The following is an 18,234-nucleotide window of genomic DNA, read 5'->3' on the forward strand; positions in this document are numbered from 1 at the left end:
AAAGCACTACGGCTTTCAAGAACCAGTCCGGATGGTCATCTGGACTGGTTTTTTGATTTAGGTAGGGTCTGAAGCCATCATTTTTGCCAATCTTAATATTTGAGTAAAGAAAAAAAAATAGCTTTCCAAGATTACTCAAGATTGACCAAGGCCAAGGTTTCCCAGCCATTCAACTCTTTATTGTGTCCAACTTTTTCCATGGCTTGGGATATTTTATTTTTAAAAGCCCAACAGGTTTCCCTTCTCAATTCCAGAATTTCGGAAAGTTCGTTCAGGGTAAGGTCTACATCTTTTCTATTGGAAAGGTAGAGGATATAAAAAGCCTTTTCAATCGGGAATTTAAGTTTATGAAAGAGTGTGTCAACGGTAGGTGATTCGTAATAATTGCAATTCTTACACCTTCTTCCGCAATTCAGCCCTGTGGTGAATTTTTTGTACTCGCATTTCTTGCACTGATATTTATCTTTCCACTTGAGTTCTGCTAAAAAATTCAGGCAGGTATCTTTGTCGGGGAATACATTTTTGAAACCCAAAAAATCCAGCCCTTTCATCAAGGCAAGATCCTTAGCCACTCCCGCGACACTGGTCTGGAGTACAGCGTTGTTTTCTTGCAGATAATTGTTGCTCTGTGTGACTTGGTCATTCAGCTCCTGCAATTTCAAATTCGTGGTTTCCAATTCCAGATTTTTTTGTGCAAGGTCAGCGGCCATTTTCTCAATTTTTTCGGTCCTGGCCCTTACTTTTTCTTTGAGTTTGGAATTCAGCTCTTGGGTGAGGAGGTTGTTGTTTTCCAATACGAGCGTCCTCTCCTTGTTTGCCTCCAAAAATTGATTTTGAAGGAATTTGAGTTGGTTGAAAATCGAAAATGAAAACAGGATCATTTCCAGGAATATCACAGGATATACAAAATACCAATTGAGAACAGGATTATTGAAAAGCTGAATGCTTTTTGAATAAGAATAGACAATCACTAAAAACAGACAGGCATAGGCAAAAATATAAGACCATGAATATATTTTAACTCTCATCAATGCAAAAAGACCCAAAGAAAACGGGACCAATAAAATAATGATGGTGATCACCAGATAGTGGATATAGTTTAATTCAAAGAAGAAAAGTTGATTCACAAAAAGCAGTAGTTTGAACAGAATGGCCCAGTAGGTGAGGGTGAAAACTTTACTGTTCTTGGTATATTTTTGGATAAACCGATCCGAAAACATAAGGGTCGAAAGGATGATGATCAGCTCGATGAAATATTCATTGGCAAGTTTGTTTACCCAAGGAGAATTTGGCCAGAGATATTGAAAACCAAGACCATCCCTCCCCAGGGAAAACCAAATACAGGCGATAATCAAACACGTGAAATAAAGGTATAGGGTGTCTCTTAATCTGTAAAACAGATAAAAATTGAAAATCAGGATAATGGTCAGCACGCCATAATAGATTCCCAAGAGAAAATACTCATTTAAGGAGTGTGCTAAAAATTTCTCATTCGTCCTTAAATGAAAGATGAATTCTTGATTGTAGTTTCTTTTTACCTTTAAGTAATATGTCTTGGTTTCAGAAGGTCTAAGATCCAGAAAATAATTGAAGTTTTTATGGCTTATTTTCCGCTGATCGAAGGGTTGCTCAAAACCTGCTGTTGAAGATTCAAATTTTCCGTCAGCTCTTGGGAAATAGAAGGTAATGTTCTTGATGTCAAAACCCCAAGATTCAAGATACCATGAATAGTCAGAGATGGATTGGTTATTCTGGATGGTGAAGCGCATCCAAATGGGAGAGTTAAGATAATCATACAATACATGAGGATCCGTTACTTTTTGAAAATGATCCTGGAATTTCTCTTGGGAAATCTCCTCAATGGAATAGGTGGCAGCGGTATCCAGAAAAAAATCAAAGGAGGTGTTGACAAAAACCCGGGAAATATTGCCATTCAATTCGATTTTCGTTCCCTGTTTGGAATTGCCGTTCGCTCCCGTCGTAAAGAGCACCAACGTTATGAATAGAAAATAGATTTGATATGTTTTTCTGACCTTCAATTGTTGTGTATTTTTTTCGTGTCTTAAAATCAAGTACAGATCGATCTGATCAAAAACAACACGTTTATTATGGATTAAACCCGTTTTTGCATGACCAATTCTATTCGAACGTGAAATTGGTTGATAAGCTTCAGTTGTTTATATAGTTTGAATCCACCAAATCGATAAATTCCGTTCATCTCCAAATGGTCTGATTTTCTTCCAGCCTGAACCCCGTTTGAAAATCCAGTGCCGCTATCGGGTTAAATTATTTTATTGCCTTGTTCGGAAAGGCTCCAATAATATTTTTGATGGTATTCCCAATTGGTTGAACCTCAAAAACAGTCTGGCTTTATTGACAAAGGATGAGGGAACATACCTCGGATTATCCGAATGAACTAAGCTCACAGCCCTTCTCCATTTTCAAAAACTGCATTCACTCCTTCACTCCAGAATTGCCTTCTTCCATTAAACACAGATACGGGTATTGGTAAAGAGGATTGTTTTTCACTCCATTCAAAAGGAATAGCATGAAATCGATTGTATTTATCTGAATCGGGAATATATTCAGCTGGGGACTCCATTTGATTTTTGTAAAACCCTATAAAAACCCTGATTTTTTTACAATCTTCACCACTGTACCACAGCCCCATTTTTACGATAAACCTTTTGTTTAAGCCGATTAAAGGCATCTTTAATCAAAATATTCAAACACCTCATCGCCAATTTTTAAGGCTGATCGAACACTTTGACTTCTTTGGATTTCATGCAAGATGAGTGCCATCCAAAACTCGAAATCATCTCAATATAAGATAAATTCAATAAAAGAAATGAAATCGGTTGTAATTTGATTTAATTTTAGTCAAGTTTAGGTTTCAAAAATGGAATCTGTGCTGTTTAAACCCGTTTAATGCATCACGAACTCAATTCAAGAATGTAATTCACCGATAATCAATTTGACTATTTTTGACTTCATCCAATTGGTGTCAGGAATTATTCTCCGAATAGTCTGATTTTCTTTCGGTTTAATTCCAATTTGGAAACCTTTTGCATATTTCGGGTTAGAACCATTCAGATCCATGAATTACTTTGAATGTGAGGAATACCACATTCAGAAATCAATTGATTATTTCAGTAGCCAAGTTTTGAAAAAAAGATAAAAGGGAGATCGGGTTTCAGCCTTGAATCCGTGAATCCTTGTTCGGTATATATTAGGGTTTATTGTTGATTACCGGAGTTCCTTCTGGGAACTTCCGGTTTTATTCCTGCCGATTACAGGATATTTCCAATTCTCCATTTTTATCGTTTTGAAGCCAAATTGACGCATTTCGGACTTTAATCAACTTCTGAAAATTAGAATATGATCTTTAAATCGCGTTTTGGACCGGAACGCGACAATCTGTGCTTGAAGTTTAAAATGGCCCACCGGAAAATCTTTGTTTCAGAGGATGTAACCAAAATAATCCTGCCGGCACTCCCAAATTAATCAAATCCATACAAACCCAATCCAGTATCCATGAAATCATTCAGTACAACAATCCTTGCCTTACTTTTTGGAATTTTGCCATTGGCTTCAGTTTTTTCTCAGGCGGAAAATCCCCGTTTTGTATCCGAAAGTGCTGCACTCAATCGCTTTCCCCTCGTCAATGAGGTGGCCTCCCCTATCGTTTTTGATGGGACGGATGAAGGCGTGTTGATGGCCGTCAAGAATTTGCAAGAAGATATCCAATCCGTGAGTGGAAAAATGCCTGGCTTGCTGACAAAAATGGATGGCCAAAACAATATTGTCCTCATCGGGCAATTGGGTGAAAGTGAATGGATTGATCAATTGGTTCTCCAAGGGCAAATCAAAATTTCTTCTTTGGCCAATAAATGGGAGACTTTTCAGATCCAGACTATACAAAATCCATTTCCAGGTATAAACCAAGCGCTAGTAATCGTGGGAAGTGACAAGCGAGGGACAATTTTTGGCATTTATGAACTGTCCAAACAAATCGGCGTGTCCCCATGGAATTGGTGGGCCGATGTACCAGTCAAAAACAAGAAAGCGATTTTTATCAATCATGGATTGTATTCCAAAGGAACCCCGGCGGTCAAATACAGAGGTATTTTCATCAATGATGAAGCACCCGCTTTATCAGGATGGGCACATGAGAAATTTGGGGGTTTCAATCATCAATTTTACGGAAATGTTTTTGAACTCATCCTGAGGTTGCATGGGAATTACCTTTGGCCAGCCATGTGGGGCAGGGCTTTTTATGATGATGACCCATTGAATGGCCCATTGGCCGACCAATACGGAATCGTCATCGGCACTTCACATCACGAGCCTATGATGCGGGCCCATGCCGAATGGTCGCGGTATGGAAAAGGCGATTGGAATTATCAATCGAACAAAGAGACTTTGCAGGAATTTTGGAAAACGGGCATGGAACGCCAAAGAAACATGGAAGCCACGGTTTCTTTGGGGATGCGAGGAGATGGGGACGAGCCGATGAGTGAGGAAAACAACATTGCGCTTCTGGAAAAAATCATCGAAGACCAGAGAAAAATCATTGAGGACGTCACGGGAAAACCAGCCTCGGAGACGCCACAGTTTTGGGCTTTGTACAAAGAAGTACAGGAATATTACGAAAAAGGCATGCGCGTTCCGGACGATGTCATGCTCCTGCTTTGTGATGACAACTGGGGCAATGTCCGAAAACTACCGGCAATCGGGGCAAAACCCAGAAAAGGTGGATACGGCATGTACTACCACTTTGACTATGTAGGCGGCCCTCGAAATTATAAATGGATCAATACCAATCCATTGCCGAAGATTTGGGAGCAAATGAACCGCACGTATCAACATGGTGTGGATGAACTTTGGGTGGTCAATGTTGGCGATATCAAACCCATGGAATTTCCGATATCCTTCTTCTTGGATTTTGCCTGGAATCCCGATGCCATACCAGTTTCAGCCATTGCGGATTATACCCATAACTGGGCTGAGGCACAATTTGGTGCTCAGTATGCTGCTGAAATCGGGACTTTATTATCGGGTTTTGGGAAATTGAGTGGAAGGAGAAAGCCTGAGCTTTTGGATCAAAAATCCTACAGTATTCATTTCTACGATGAAATGACTTCCGTTTCCAAAGAATGGAAAGCTCTTGAAGAATTGAGTGCTTTGGTCAAATCCAATCTGGATGCCAAGTACCTCCCGGCATACTACCAACTGGTGGAACATCCCATCATCGCCTCGGCCAATCTCCATCGGCTCTATGAAAGTACAGCTTTGAATCATCTTTATTTTCTTCAAGGCCGAATGCTGACCAACACAATGGCAGCCGATGTCAAAGCATATTTTAAGAAGGATTCATTGATTTCTGATTTCTATAACAATATCCTACTTGATGGCAAATGGTCCCACATGATGGATCAGACCCATATCGGTTATACCTACTGGCAAGAGCCAAAGAAGAATGCAATGCCGGAACTCAAAAATCTCAAAGTGTCCTCCCCAGGCAATTTAGGTGTGGCCATCTCCGAGAGTACAAGCTTTTTTCCAGAAACAAAACAATTGAAATCCGTAGAATTGTCTCCCTTTGATGTCCAGAAAGTAAAATTGGAGCTTTTCAACAGAGGGGGGAAACCGATTGATTTCAAAATAATGAATCAAACCAAGTGGCTAAAAACAACAGTTGAATCAGGTCAAGTGGAAACCCAGATAGAAATCCTGATCGAGGTCGACTGGACTTTGGCCCCAAAAGGCAGGCAAATCAGCGAAATTGAGATTGTGAGTGGGAAAGACAAAGTCAAAGTTTACATTCCGATGCACAACTATGCTGTCGACAAATCATTCAAGGGATATATTGGGTCTTTTGGCGTGGTTTCCATTGAAGCGGATCACTTTACGGCCAAACATGAAGTCAATCCAGTGAGGTGGCAAGTGCTTCCAGACCATGGCAAAACGGGAAATTCCATCATGGCCACTCCAGAAAGCGCATTCACCGAATCAGATTCATTACAGGGAAGTTTTTTGACCTACGATGTCTGGTTTGAAGAAGCAGGGGAATATGAAGTCAATGTATTGGCCAGTCCAACCTTGAATTACCTGAACACGGAAGAAGGCATCCGGTATGGCTTGGCGGTAAATGAAAATGAACCCATTCTGGTGTCTATCCATGAAAATGAAAATGCGCGTACCTGGGACACTTGGGTGGCCAACAGCATCAACATCACCAAAAGAAAGATGAAATTTGAGAAAGGACCCAATCAGCTCAAGTTGTATATGGTCAATCCCGGAGTGGTTTTTCAGAAATTAATCATTGATGCAGGTGGACTGCGGCAGAGTTATTTGGGGCCAAAGGAGAGCTTTTATAAATTTTGAGCTTGAGTACCCAATATTGCCTGTATTCCAATAATCCTAAATTGGACCTGATGCATAAAAGGTGCAGCTTGATTGGTTATCCTGTGCTGAATAAATTAATGAAATCGATTGCATTTTGAATTTATTTTCATGAGGTTTAAAGCGTATTTTATGGATGGGGCAAATTGTACAAATAACCCTCAGGATACATATTGATTAAAATCAACCCAAAATGACCCTCTTCAAACAATTCTTTATTCTTTTTTTAATCCTGGTAATGGGTCAGGTCAGCAGGAGCCATGCCGAAATCCGTCTGCCTTTTTTGATCAGTGATGGAATGGTCCTACAAAGAAATACCGCGATCAATGTCTGGGGATGGAGTGACACTGGAGAGGAAATTCAAATTGAATTCAATGCTGCAAAGTTAACTGGGAGCACTGGGGAAAATGGACAGTGGGAATTTTCACTTCCAGCCATGAAAGCCGGAGGACCCTATCAGATGCGCATTTCCAGCAAAACTGAGCACATAGAAATCAACGATATCTGGGTTGGCGATGTGTACCTATGTTCCGGCCAATCGAATATGGAAACGACGATGGAAAGGGTGTCTCCGATGTTTCCGGATGAATTTACCAACATTTCCAATGCCAATATCCGGTATTTTGATGTGCCCGATGCGTACAGCTTTACCGAAGTCAAATCTAATCTCAAAGGTGGTAAATGGCTGGTGTTGAATCAAGAGAACATCCGGTCATTTGCTGCGGTCTCTTATTTTTTTGCAAAGAACCTCAATGAAAAGTACGATGTCCCCATTGGGATGGTGAATGCGAGTGTCGGCGGTTCACCGATCCAATCATGGCTTAGGGAGGAGGATTTGAAGCAATTCCCAAAAGATTATGCAGAAGCTTTGCATTTTCAGACCCCAGGTGTCATTGAGGAAATTGAGAAAACCGATCAGGAAAAAATGAATTTCTGGAGAAATGAATTGAGCGCCAAAGATCTCGGGTTGAAAAACCCAAATCTCCCCTGGTATTCCATGGATTTTGACCCAAAAGACTGGGAATTGATGGAGAAGGTTGACTTTTGGCCCTTGGGAAATAACAGACCCGTGAATGGCGTTTTTTGGTTCAGAAAGGAAATCACCTTGGATTTTGATCCTTCAACAGGCGCGACGCACCCACTTCTGCTGGGCACTTTGGTCGATAGTGATCAGGCCTATGTAAATGGCGTACTGGTCGGAAGTACAGGGTACCGATATCCTCCAAGAAGGTATTCAATTCCTGAAGGAATATTGAAAAAAGGAAAGAATACTTTGGTCATTAGGATCGTGAATGAAAGTGGAAGGGGTGGATTTACGACCGAGAAACCTTACCAACTGAAAATTGACGACCAAGTAATTGATCTGAGTACATCCTGGCAGTACAAAATTGGAGCAAAAATGCCACAAGCGCCAAGTCAGACAGCGATCCGTTTTAAGCCAATGGGATTGTACAATGCGATGATTGCACCGTTGCACAAGCTTTCATTGAAAGGGATTCTCTGGTACCAAGGGGAATCCAATGCTGGCCAAGCCACCATTTATGAACAGCAAATGACTTCCCTGATTCATGGATGGAGGGAAGAATGGGCGAGACCGGAACTTCCATTTCTGTTTGTGCAACTGCCAAACTTCATGGAAGTCGTCGATCAACCCCAAGAAAGTGACTGGGCGGAAATGAGAGAAATCCAAAGAAAAACGCTGGAAATCCCCCATACTGGCATGGCCATCACCATAGATGTTGGCGAGGCAAATGACATTCACCCATTGGACAAAAAAAGCGTGGGTGATCGGCTGGCTTTGCAAGCGCAAAAGATAATATATGGTGAGCAATCCGGACCGTTTTCGGGGCCACTTTTGGAAAATCTGAACGTTAAAAGAAATCGATTGATCCTCAAATTTTCTGAAACGGGAGCTGGATTGACAACTTCTGATGGGAAAACCTTGACTGGTTTTGCCATCGCGGATGAACTTGGAGCGTTTACTTGGATTGATGCAATTCACAAAAAGGACAAGGTAATAATCAAAATCAAAGGGGCAAAGAACCCGACTAAGCTCCGGTACGCATGGGCAAATAATCCCCAATGGGCCAATTTGATCAATTCTATGGGATTGCCAGCTTCCCCCTTTGAAGTCGCATTGAAATAGTCCTGCGATTCGTCCATTTGGTTTGACCCGTATTATGCATTGCGCACTCAATTCAAGCTTATTATTCATTTTTAAGCAATCCAAGGCTGGAATAAAATTAATAATGCAGGACAGAGACTCAATACTTCACTCACACAGAGATCTCTATTTAGGCCAAGTTATTTCCACAAATATTTATTCCTCAAAGTCTATTTTTTATAAGGAGGAATATCAAATCATGATCAGAAGCAATGTATTGTGATGGGTCAAACCTTTTGATTTTATCGATGGTAAGGGTTCAAAAAATTCGGATAGTCAGGATTCATTTTTTTGGTATTCAGCCATCTCTTCATTCGCTTGAAACAACAGGAAAACACCTAATCGACAACAAAAAACAAAGCATTTAAAACACTTTTAAAATGCTGATTCCTCCTTTTTATACTTTCAATTATTTGTCCAACAGTAAATTCTATTAGCAGATAGGATGATTGGGCAATTATTATTTTTCTACAGTGGCTTTTTAAGGTTGAAATGATAGGCAATTGCTTTATCTGAGGAAATAAAAACAATAAAACTTTTAATTAATCACATTATAAATCATTGAAAATCAGCATGTTCATCTAAGCGAAATACTGATTTTTCATAATTTTAATCAAAAACCTTTCCTAATCGCTTTCAGGGTGCTTTTTCATGGTTTTTTGCGGTTTAAATAAGCGCAATGAGTATTTTAAATCGTTGATTTTCAATTATTTAACACTTAGGATAGAATTCTTTTTTTTCGCTATACTTTTTATATTTGATTCTGTCAATTTTCACAAAACCCAAAATAAAATGTTGCTTCAATCTATTTCATTCTTTACGACAAAAGCGCCTCGCTTGAGAGGAATTTCTTCCCTTGGAAAAAAGAGGATTTTGAAAAGCTTTTGTGAGAGTTACACACCAAGTCCCCTTATCACTATTCCTCTGGCATCAACATCTCTGTTGTCCAAAATCTGAATGCAATGTTTTTCAATGGGGGTGATATTCATCCCCCATCGAATCATCTCTATAAAATAACGGACCATAAAATTTGAGGGGATAGCCTTCCATTTAGCTGAATTGCTATCAGGATTTACAAAAAATTATACGCTAATATAAAACACAACCCAAAACCTAAATCAATGGCCAACAAAAAAATGAATACGAGCTAACAGAAATCTTGCAGGGAGAAATTCTTCCTACAAAGGTGGTCTCAATAGTATTCTTTGGAAAGATGAAGATCACTCAATCTATCAAACCTACAATTAACAATTACCAAAACTATATGGATATACAATTACTAAGGCGATTCTTTTTCTTATCAAGAAACGTTGCGTATGTTCTGGTGGCACAGCTGATATTTGCTCCTGTTTCACTCGTTCACGCAAGAGATGCCAAAGGAATGGCCACGGCTGAATTTCAAAATTCCGCAGTGGCAAGTTCGAGGTCTGTACTTGGTGAACTTAGCCAAGATGCTAAGTTGTCTGTTACTCCCTTAAAGAGTGAATCAAAAAACACACAAAAGGAAAGTTTGAATCTTTCCACTGTGAGTGAGCAATTGGCTTCAAAAAACAAATTTGAATTCAATGCAAATGCCCCAAAGAAATCTTCTGGGACCGAAAACTTACCGGTAAATGCTGATGCAGTCCTGGCTCAGATTACTGGAACCGTAACTGACGGAAAGGATGGCTTGCCCATACCCGGTGTTACTGTTTTGGTAAAGGGCACCACAAGAGGAGTCGCGACAGACATACAGGGTCAGTTTAGGTTGAATGCTGAACCCGGAGAGGTTTTGATTTTTACTTACATAGGATTCAAGTCCCAAGAAATTCAGGTAAGTGCAAGCAGGACCGCTTATAATGTTGTCTTGAATGAAGACGAAACTTCAATGGACGAGGTCGTGATCATTGGATATGGTGAGCAAAGAAGAGAAACCCTAATCGGTGCTGTTTCCCAAACCAATAGCCAAACCCTGCAGCGAACCGGTGGTGTTTCCAACTTGGGTGCAGCTTTGACCGGAAACCTACCTGGGTTGATCACAACTTCTAGCTCCGGTATGCCAGGAGACGAAACGCCTCAGATTTTTATCAGGGGCCAAAATAGCTGGAATGGCAATTCCCCCCTCATTCTAGTTGACGGCGTGGAAAGGCCTGAGTTCTTCAACCAAATGGATGTGGGATCAGTGGAATCGATTTCCGTCCTGAAAGATGCCTCGGCTACAGCGGTTTTTGGTTCAAGAGGCGCAAATGGGGTAATCATCGTCACTACAAAAAGAGGCAAGGAAGGCAAAGCCGAAATCCTTGTTCGGGTAAATGCAACCGTAAAAGCCCCATCAAAGTTGCCCGGCAAAATGGATGCCTATGATGCCATTGGCATCAGAAACCAAGCCATCGAAAGAGAGCTTTCGGTAAGCCCTCAAGCCTGGTCTCAGATGATTCCTGAGGGAATCAGAGAGAAATACAGAAACCCGGCAAACCTGGAGGAATCTGAAAGATACCCGAATATTGATTGGCAGGAGTATCTTTTCAAAGACTATGCAATGGCCTACAATGCCAATGTCTCCATCACTGGAGGTACTAAGCTCACCAAATATTTCACTTCTTTTGATTTTCAGAATGAAGGGGATTTGTTCAAACAAATTGAGAATGACAGAGGGTATTCCCCCGGTTATAATTTCAACAGGCTCAATTTTAGAAACAATTTAGATTTTCAGCTTACCTCTACCACCAACCTAAAAATCAACATGGGGGGTATTTACGGAGTAAGAAAAACTCCGTGGCAAGGTGGCGATGACGCGAATTTTTGGCGGGCGGCTTATAGAAATCCTCCGGATGCTTTTGTTCCTCGATATGACAACGGCCTTTGGGGATATTACCCACTGGACGATTATGGTGCCATCAATTCCGCGAGGGTTCTCGCTATCGGTGGCATAGAAAACATCACCACAACCAGTCTTTCGACAAATCTAGTGCTTGAACAGGATTTGAAGATGATCGTGAAGGGTTTGAATTTCCGCGGTACGATCGCAGTGGACAATACATTCACTGAAGTAGGAAGAGGTGTCAATGATTTATTCAACAACACAGAACAAATGTGGATTGATCCGGTAACGGGAAGGGTGAATTTTAAGAACAACTTTGACAACAGCAATTTTGATTTCTTCCAACCGATAGCCTGGACCACACAAGGAGGATCATTTGATCAAGGTCAAAGGGGTACGCAACGAAGATTATTTTATCAGCTTCAACTCAATTACAACACCACCATTGCCGATGATCACAATTTGAATCTGATGGGCTTGTTCAGCAGACAGGAAGATGCGATTGGAAATATCATACCAAGTTATAGGGAAGATTGGGTATTTAGGACGGTTTATGACTACAAGAGAAAATATCTTGTGGAGTACAATGGTGCCTACAACGGATCGGAAAAATTCGGTATTGATTACAGGTTCGCCTTCTTTTCATCAGGAGGTTTAGGCTGGGTAATCTCAGAAGAAAATTTCATGAAGAGAATATCCGCCGTGGATTTCCTAAAAGTAACGGCTTCTTATGGCCAGGTAGGGGATGACAATATCGGCAGCAGATTTCTATACATGAATCAATGGGCTTTTGGGGGAAGCTCAAGACTTGCCAACATCGGATGGCGCGGCGATAACAGTCAGTATACATGGTACAGAGAACAAGTGATTGGAAATCCAAGTGTAAGGTGGGAAACCGTCTACAAGTACAACTTTAAAACAGAATTCAGTCTTTTTGATGGACTGCTTGACGGTAGTTTTGATGTATTTAAAGATGATAGGGTTGACATCCTCATGGCAGGAGACCGTTCTATTCCAAGTTATTTTGGTGCAAATGCCCCAGCGGCCAACTTGGGAAGAGTAACGACAACCGGATATGAAATACAACTTGGTTTCAATAAAATTCTTAGAAACGGGATTAGAGTTTGGGCTGATTTGGCAGTCACAAGGGCAGTGGACGTGGTCATCAACAGAGATGATCCTGAGTTTTTGGTGGATTACCAAAAGCAAGCTGGTTTCCAATTGGGACAATATCGGTCTCACCTAGATCAGGGGTACTATAACTCGTGGGATGAGCTGTATGCCAGCACAACCCACAACACCAACAATGGAAGCAAATTACCGGGAGGCTACCATATTTCAGATTTTAATGGGGATGGTGTCATTGACGCTTTTGATTCTGCTCCTTATGGTTTTTCCGGAGTTCCTCAAAACACATTCAATTCAAATATAGGCATGGAATGGAGGGGACTTTCATTTTTCGTCCAGCTATATGGGGTCAACAATGTAACAAGAGATGTTCCCTTTACCAATCTTGATGGTCAGAGAAATTTGGTCTACGAAGAGGGGACTTATTGGTCAAAAGACAACCCCAACGCCGATACCCCATTGCCAAGCTGGTTGACGCCTACCTCCTATTATTATGGTACCCGATACCTGTATGATGGGTCATATCTAAGGCTCAAGAACGCTGAAATTGCCTATACCCTAAGACCTGAGAAAGCAAGCAAGCTTGGTTTAGGTGGATTGAGAATGTTTCTAAACGGAAACAACCTGTTGGTTTGGAGTAAAATGCCTGATGACCGAGAATCAAATTTTGGTGTAGGTGCTTCATTCGAAGGTGGTTACCCAATGGTGCGGCGTATTAATTTGGGACTAACAATGACATTTTAAATTGATCTAAAATGAAAAAATTCAATCATATAAAAACAAAACTATCACGCATTTTCTCAATCTGTTTGGTTTTTGCGATAGGTTCTTCCTGTGAAGATTACTTGGAAAGGACACCTGGGTCTGTGGTTTCCGAAGAAATTGCTTTTTTGAATTTCCAAAACTTTCAGGGTTTCACTGAAGAGTTGTACCAATGCGTTCCCAATTTCACTACGACTTATTGGACGAGTTCATGGAATTGGGGAGAAGACGAAATGGTGTCGGCAGCCGGCAATTTCCATGTCACTTTTATGTTTGACAGGGGTAATTTTTGGGCTTGGCAAGCTGAGCACAGTGGCCATGGAGGGCAGTCTAGCTGGATGGATAAAAACATGACCGATACCGGAGACAATCCACGCAATAAGGGATTGTGGCCATTGGCTTGGTATGGGATCAGAAAAGCCAATTTAGGTTTGGCGAATCTTGAAAGAATGACCGAGGCCACTCAAGAAGAAAGAGATTTGATCGAAGGTCAATTGCTTTTCTTTAGAGGCTGGTTTCACTTTATGCTGATCCAATATGTGGGAGGCTTGCCTTACATTGACAGGGTGCTTCCCGGCGATCAGGTGTTAAGAGAGCCAAGACTTTCCTATCATGAAAGTGCCGAGAAAGCAGCTGCGGATTTCAGAAGAGCCGCGGATTTATTGCCCATGAATTGGGACAACACAGTAGCAGGCAGAAGGACATTGGGGAGAAATGAATTGAGGATAAACAAGGCCATGGCGCTCGCTTATCTGGGAAAGAATCTGCTTTATGCGGGAAGTCCCTTGATGAATTTTGAATCCACTGGAAGTAAAATCTACAACGCTACGTACTGCCAAAGATCTGCGGAAGCCTTTGGAGAACTCCTTGCTTTGGTTGAGGGTGGCCAAACACAGTTTTCCTTGGTGCCTTTTGAGCGATGGAATAGTAATTTCTACACCCTTGGACAAAATTGGGCGCTTTCTGGAAGCACAGAGGCTATTTTCAGGTCCTTGTACTGGTCTGGGGATCAATCCAACTTCGGGATCACCAAACAATATTTCCCATCCATCATCGTGGATGGTGACGCGACCAAGTTTGTCCCCACTGCCAATTATGTAAACCAAAATTTTGGGATGGCGAATGGGCATCCACTTCCAAATAATATTTCTAATGCTGACTCGGAATCCGGATATGATCCTGAATATCCTTTCAAAGGAAGAGATCCTAGGTTTTACAGCAGTATTGTATTTGATGGTGTTCAGGTAGTGCAAGGCTCGATGCCACCAAATCAAGAAGACAACCGCCATGCAAATCTTTTTACAGGGGGTACTTACAGAGGTGCGGTTTCCGGTAGCCCTACGGGTTATGTCAACCGTAAATTTGTTCCGCTGCAGGCCAATGCATATGACAATGCTTTTGCTTTCGGAGCGGCTTTGCACCTGAATGTTCCCTATTTGAGATTGGCGGATGTTTATTTGATGTATGCTGAGGCCGCATTAATGGGACAAAACAATGTCGCAGGCAAATCCTCCAATTTTGACAAAACAGCAGTGGATGCAGTCAATGCGATTAGAACCAGAGCAGGCATGCCCAATGTCTTGGAAAAATTCCAAACCTCTGTTCCCGTGTTTTTAAACGAGGTCAGGAGGGAAAGGGCTGTTGAACTGGCCTTCGAAAGACATCGATTCAATGATTTGAGAAGGTGGTTGTTGCTAATAGAAAGACCATACACCCTGAAAACGTCTTTGGAATTCACAAGGGCTCCTGAGTCAGATCTGGATGGAGATCCTACAAATATGAGGGTGCTCAATTTACGGGAAGAGGTGCTTTTGGAAAGGCCTTTGGCAGAAAGACATTACTGGTTGCCCTTGAAGATTTCTGATGTGACTTTGTACCCTGAATTCAAACAGAATCCGGGTTGGTAATTTTTCTAATATAAATCACTCAAAAGAAACTCAGCATGAAATATAAAAATATAATGTGGTTTTTGATGGTAGTGGCCATGTTGTCTCCTATTTGGGTTACAGCACAGTCCGATCAAGCCATACGGATCAAGGCGACAGTGAAAGATCAAACTGGTTTTCCTCTTTCTGTTGTTGAAATTAAGAATGAAGAAGAAGAAGTGATCACCACCACTGATGAAAATGGAATATTTACAATTGATGTACTTCCAAACTCACTTCTTATTGTGACTGCACCCGGGTATGAGACCAAAGTACTTCGTGTGTCCGCTCAGATGGATGAAATAATTCTGTATAGTGAACTGGAATCACGACTTGTAAACACTGCCTATCAAAAACGGGATCAGTCCAATTTAATTGGAGGCATAAGCTTCGTCAATGTTCCAGAATTATTACAGAAGAACTACTTTACTTATTCCTTGGATAACATGGAGGTTTTTGCGCCAGGTTTTCATGGGAATCTATGGGGAAACAATGAATACCTCCTTCTGGTGGATGGTGTTCCTAGAGATGTGGGAAGTGTGATGCCTTTGGAAATCGAGCAGGTGACTTTCCTGAAGGGAATATCTGCAGTAGCACTCTATGGCAGTAGGGCAGCCAAAGGTGTGATCATGATTACCACCAAGCGGGGAGCTGCCGGCAAGCAAAGGATAAATGTCACGACAAACACAGGAATCCATGTACCAAAGGGAATCCCTAAGTATTTAGGCTCTGCTGAATACATGACGCTCTATAATGAAGCGCGTACCAATGATGGTTTGCAACCGCTTTATACCCAAGAGGATGTTTTTAATCATGGCTCAGGTTCAAATCCTTACAGATATCCAAACTTGGATTTTTATTCACCCCAATACCTACAGGAGGCCTATAGCAGACATGACGGGACTCTTGAAATTGCGGGTGGCAATGATAGGGCCAGGTATTATACAAATTTGGGATTCATGTCGGAAGGCTCGCTGTTGAATTTTGGACAGGCTACCCAAAACAGGAATGAGCGGTTCAACATCCGTGGAAACGTGGATATGAACCTGAGTAAAAACATTACGGCTTTTGCTGATGCCGCGGTAATTTTCTACAATGGCAAAGGGGTAAATGCGAATTTCTTTCAAGGTGCAGCTTCCATTAGGCCGCATAGATTCTCTCCCTTGATTCCGATTAGTGCACTTGAAGAAGATGATGAGGCCTCAATGAATTTTGTTAGAAACAGCAGTCACCTGATTGATGGACAATTCCTATTGGGAGGTACGCAGCTTGAACAATCAAATCCCATTGCTGGGATTTATGCAGGGGGTTCCAGTCAATTTACCAGTAGACAATATCAATTCAATACTGGCGTGAATGCTGATTTGAAAAATGTACTTCCAGGTTTGACATTTAGTTCAAGGTTTGGGCTGGACTATGCGACTTCGTATAATTTGTCATTTAACAACAATTATGCAGTGTACCAACCTCAATGGAACAATTATGCGGGTCAAGACCTCATCTCTGGCCTGACTCGATTTGGACAAGATGCCAGCTCAAGAACTCAGAACATCAATAACAGCAGGTTTCAACAGACCATGGCCATGTCTGCACAGCTTAATTACAAAACTGTCATAAATGAGCACCATGAAATCTCTGCAATATTGGTGGCAGGAGGCTTCCAGAGATCGGTTTCAGAGGTTTATCATGCCGTAAGTAATGCCAACGTCGGGCTGCATTTGGCTTACAACTTCAAAAACAAATATCTGGTTGAAATGAATAATGCAATTATTCACTCGGCCAGATTACCGGAAAACAACAGAAGGGCTTTTTCCCCAACCATGTCTTTGGGCTGGAGAATCAGTAACGAAGAGTTTTTGCAAGGGTCTATTTTTGACAACTTATTGCTTTCCGTTTCGGGAGGTATCATCCATACGGATTTGGATATCCAGGATTACTACCTGTATGAGCAGGTTTATACGCAACAAGGGGACGGCACCGTGTTTTATACCTGGAAAGACGGATTGAACAACATCTCCACGATCTCAAGAAGAGGTGCCAACCCAAATATGACCTTCCCAAAACGTGAAGAGGTGAACTTTGGTATTGATGCTTCACTATTCAATAACAGATTGGCATTTACCGGCTCATATTTCTTGAGTAGAATGTCTGGTTTGTTGGTGCAGAGAAGTGATGTGTATCCAAGTTATTTTACTACAGGGTTTCCGGCATCCTCCTTTATCCCTTTTGAGAATTACAACAGTGACCAAAGATCTGGCTTTGATTTCAATCTGAATTGGAACCAAAAATTAGGTGCTGCAAATCTGAATTTTGGAATTGTGGGTACCTATTACAATACCAAGGCACTGCAAAGAGGAGAAAATTGGCAAGACCCATATCAAGAGAGGACGAACAACCCCATCGATGCCATTTGGGGTTTGAGAAATCAAGGGTTCTTCGGAAATACAGAACAAATCAATGCCTCGCCTACCCAGATTTTTGGTGAAGTATTGCCGGGGGATTTGCGCTATGCAGACCAAAACGGAGACGGCAGAGTTACCCCTCAGGATGAAGTGTTTCTGGGAAGAGGTGGCTGGTTTGGTGCTCCTTTGACGTTGGGCTTTAATGTAACTGCTCAGGTGAAAAACTTCACGTTTTTTGCGATGGGCGTGGCCAGAAAAGGAGCTTATGCGATGCAGAACAGTTCGTATTTCTGGGTCTCGGGAGAAGCCAAATATTCTGAAGTAGTAAGAGACAGATGGACAGAAGGCACGGCTGAAAGCGCAACTTTCCCCCGATTGACCACGCTGAATGGGGCCAACAATTTTAGAAACTCTGATTTTTGGCTGTACAGCACAGATCGGTTTGACCTTGCAAGGGTTCAGCTTACCTACAATGTGCCTGCTGAGCAATTCTTTGGCGGTGATTTTATCAAGGGAATGAATGTCTATATCAATGGCTCCAACCTTTTGACTTTAAGTCCCAATCGGAAGATACTGGAAATGAATATTGGTACTGCTCCTCAGACGCGGTTCTTTAATCTTGGTTTGTCAGCACAATTTTAAATCATC

Annotated in this window: 6 protein-coding genes; 5 read left to right on the forward strand and 1 reads right to left on the reverse strand. The window is 41.6% G+C overall.

From position 1 onward, the window contains the following. Nucleotides 1-131: 131 nt before the first annotated feature. Nucleotides 132-2,039, reverse strand: coding sequence for a 7TM-DISM domain-containing protein (locus Q7J63_RS08180; RefSeq protein ID WP_304885307.1), 1,908 nt, complete (start codon nucleotides 2,037-2,039; stop codon nucleotides 132-134). Nucleotides 2,040-3,534: 1,495 nt separating this feature from the next. On the opposite strand from Q7J63_RS08180, the gene Q7J63_RS08185 reads away from it, so the two are divergent. The 5 genes from Q7J63_RS08185 to Q7J63_RS08205 all read left to right on the forward strand — a co-directional run bounded on the left by Q7J63_RS08185 (nucleotide 3,535) and on the right by Q7J63_RS08205 (nucleotide 18,228). After that, nucleotides 3,535-6,387 carry a glycosyl hydrolase 115 family protein gene (locus Q7J63_RS08185; RefSeq protein ID WP_304885309.1) on the forward strand — a complete coding sequence of 951 codons (2,853 nt, stop codon included), beginning with the start codon at nucleotides 3,535-3,537 and terminating at the stop codon, nucleotides 6,385-6,387. A 211-nt stretch (nucleotides 6,388-6,598) separates the two neighbouring features. Beyond that, on the forward strand, nucleotides 6,599-8,551 hold the full coding sequence (locus Q7J63_RS08190) for a sialate O-acetylesterase (RefSeq protein WP_304885311.1): 1,953 nt from the start codon (nucleotides 6,599-6,601) through the stop codon (nucleotides 8,549-8,551). Nucleotides 8,552-9,833: 1,282 nt separating this feature from the next. Then, a complete protein-coding gene (locus Q7J63_RS08195; RefSeq protein ID WP_304885313.1) occupies nucleotides 9,834-13,241 on the forward strand; it encodes a TonB-dependent receptor in 3,408 nt (1,135 codons plus the stop codon). An 11-nt stretch (nucleotides 13,242-13,252) separates the two neighbouring features. Continuing rightward, the gene (locus tag Q7J63_RS08200) at nucleotides 13,253-15,166 is read left to right on the forward strand and encodes a RagB/SusD family nutrient uptake outer membrane protein (RefSeq protein ID WP_304885315.1); all 1,914 of its coding nucleotides are present in this window, start codon (nucleotides 13,253-13,255) and stop codon (nucleotides 15,164-15,166) included. Nucleotides 15,167-15,201: 35 nt separating this feature from the next. Next, nucleotides 15,202-18,228, forward strand: coding sequence for a SusC/RagA family TonB-linked outer membrane protein (locus tag Q7J63_RS08205; protein WP_304885317.1), 3,027 nt, complete (start codon nucleotides 15,202-15,204; stop codon nucleotides 18,226-18,228). The last annotated feature ends 6 nt before the right edge of the window (nucleotides 18,229-18,234 follow it).

Origin of the sequence: Rhodonellum sp. (assembly GCF_030656585.1) — a bacterium.
GTDB lineage: Bacteria > Bacteroidota > Bacteroidia > Cytophagales > Cyclobacteriaceae > Rhodonellum > Rhodonellum psychrophilum.

Coding starts and splice junctions, on each gene's coding strand:
- Q7J63_RS08185 (WP_304885309.1), top strand. CDS start 3,535: ATGAAATCATTCAGTACAACAATCCTTGCCTTACTTTTTGGAATTTTG.
- Q7J63_RS08200 (WP_304885315.1), top strand. CDS start 13,253: ATGAAAAAATTCAATCATATAAAAACAAAACTATCACGCATTTTCTCA.
- Q7J63_RS08190 (WP_304885311.1), top strand. CDS start 6,599: ATGACCCTCTTCAAACAATTCTTTATTCTTTTTTTAATCCTGGTAATG.
- Q7J63_RS08205 (WP_304885317.1), top strand. CDS start 15,202: ATGAAATATAAAAATATAATGTGGTTTTTGATGGTAGTGGCCATGTTG.
- Q7J63_RS08195 (WP_304885313.1), top strand. CDS start 9,834: ATGGATATACAATTACTAAGGCGATTCTTTTTCTTATCAAGAAACGTT.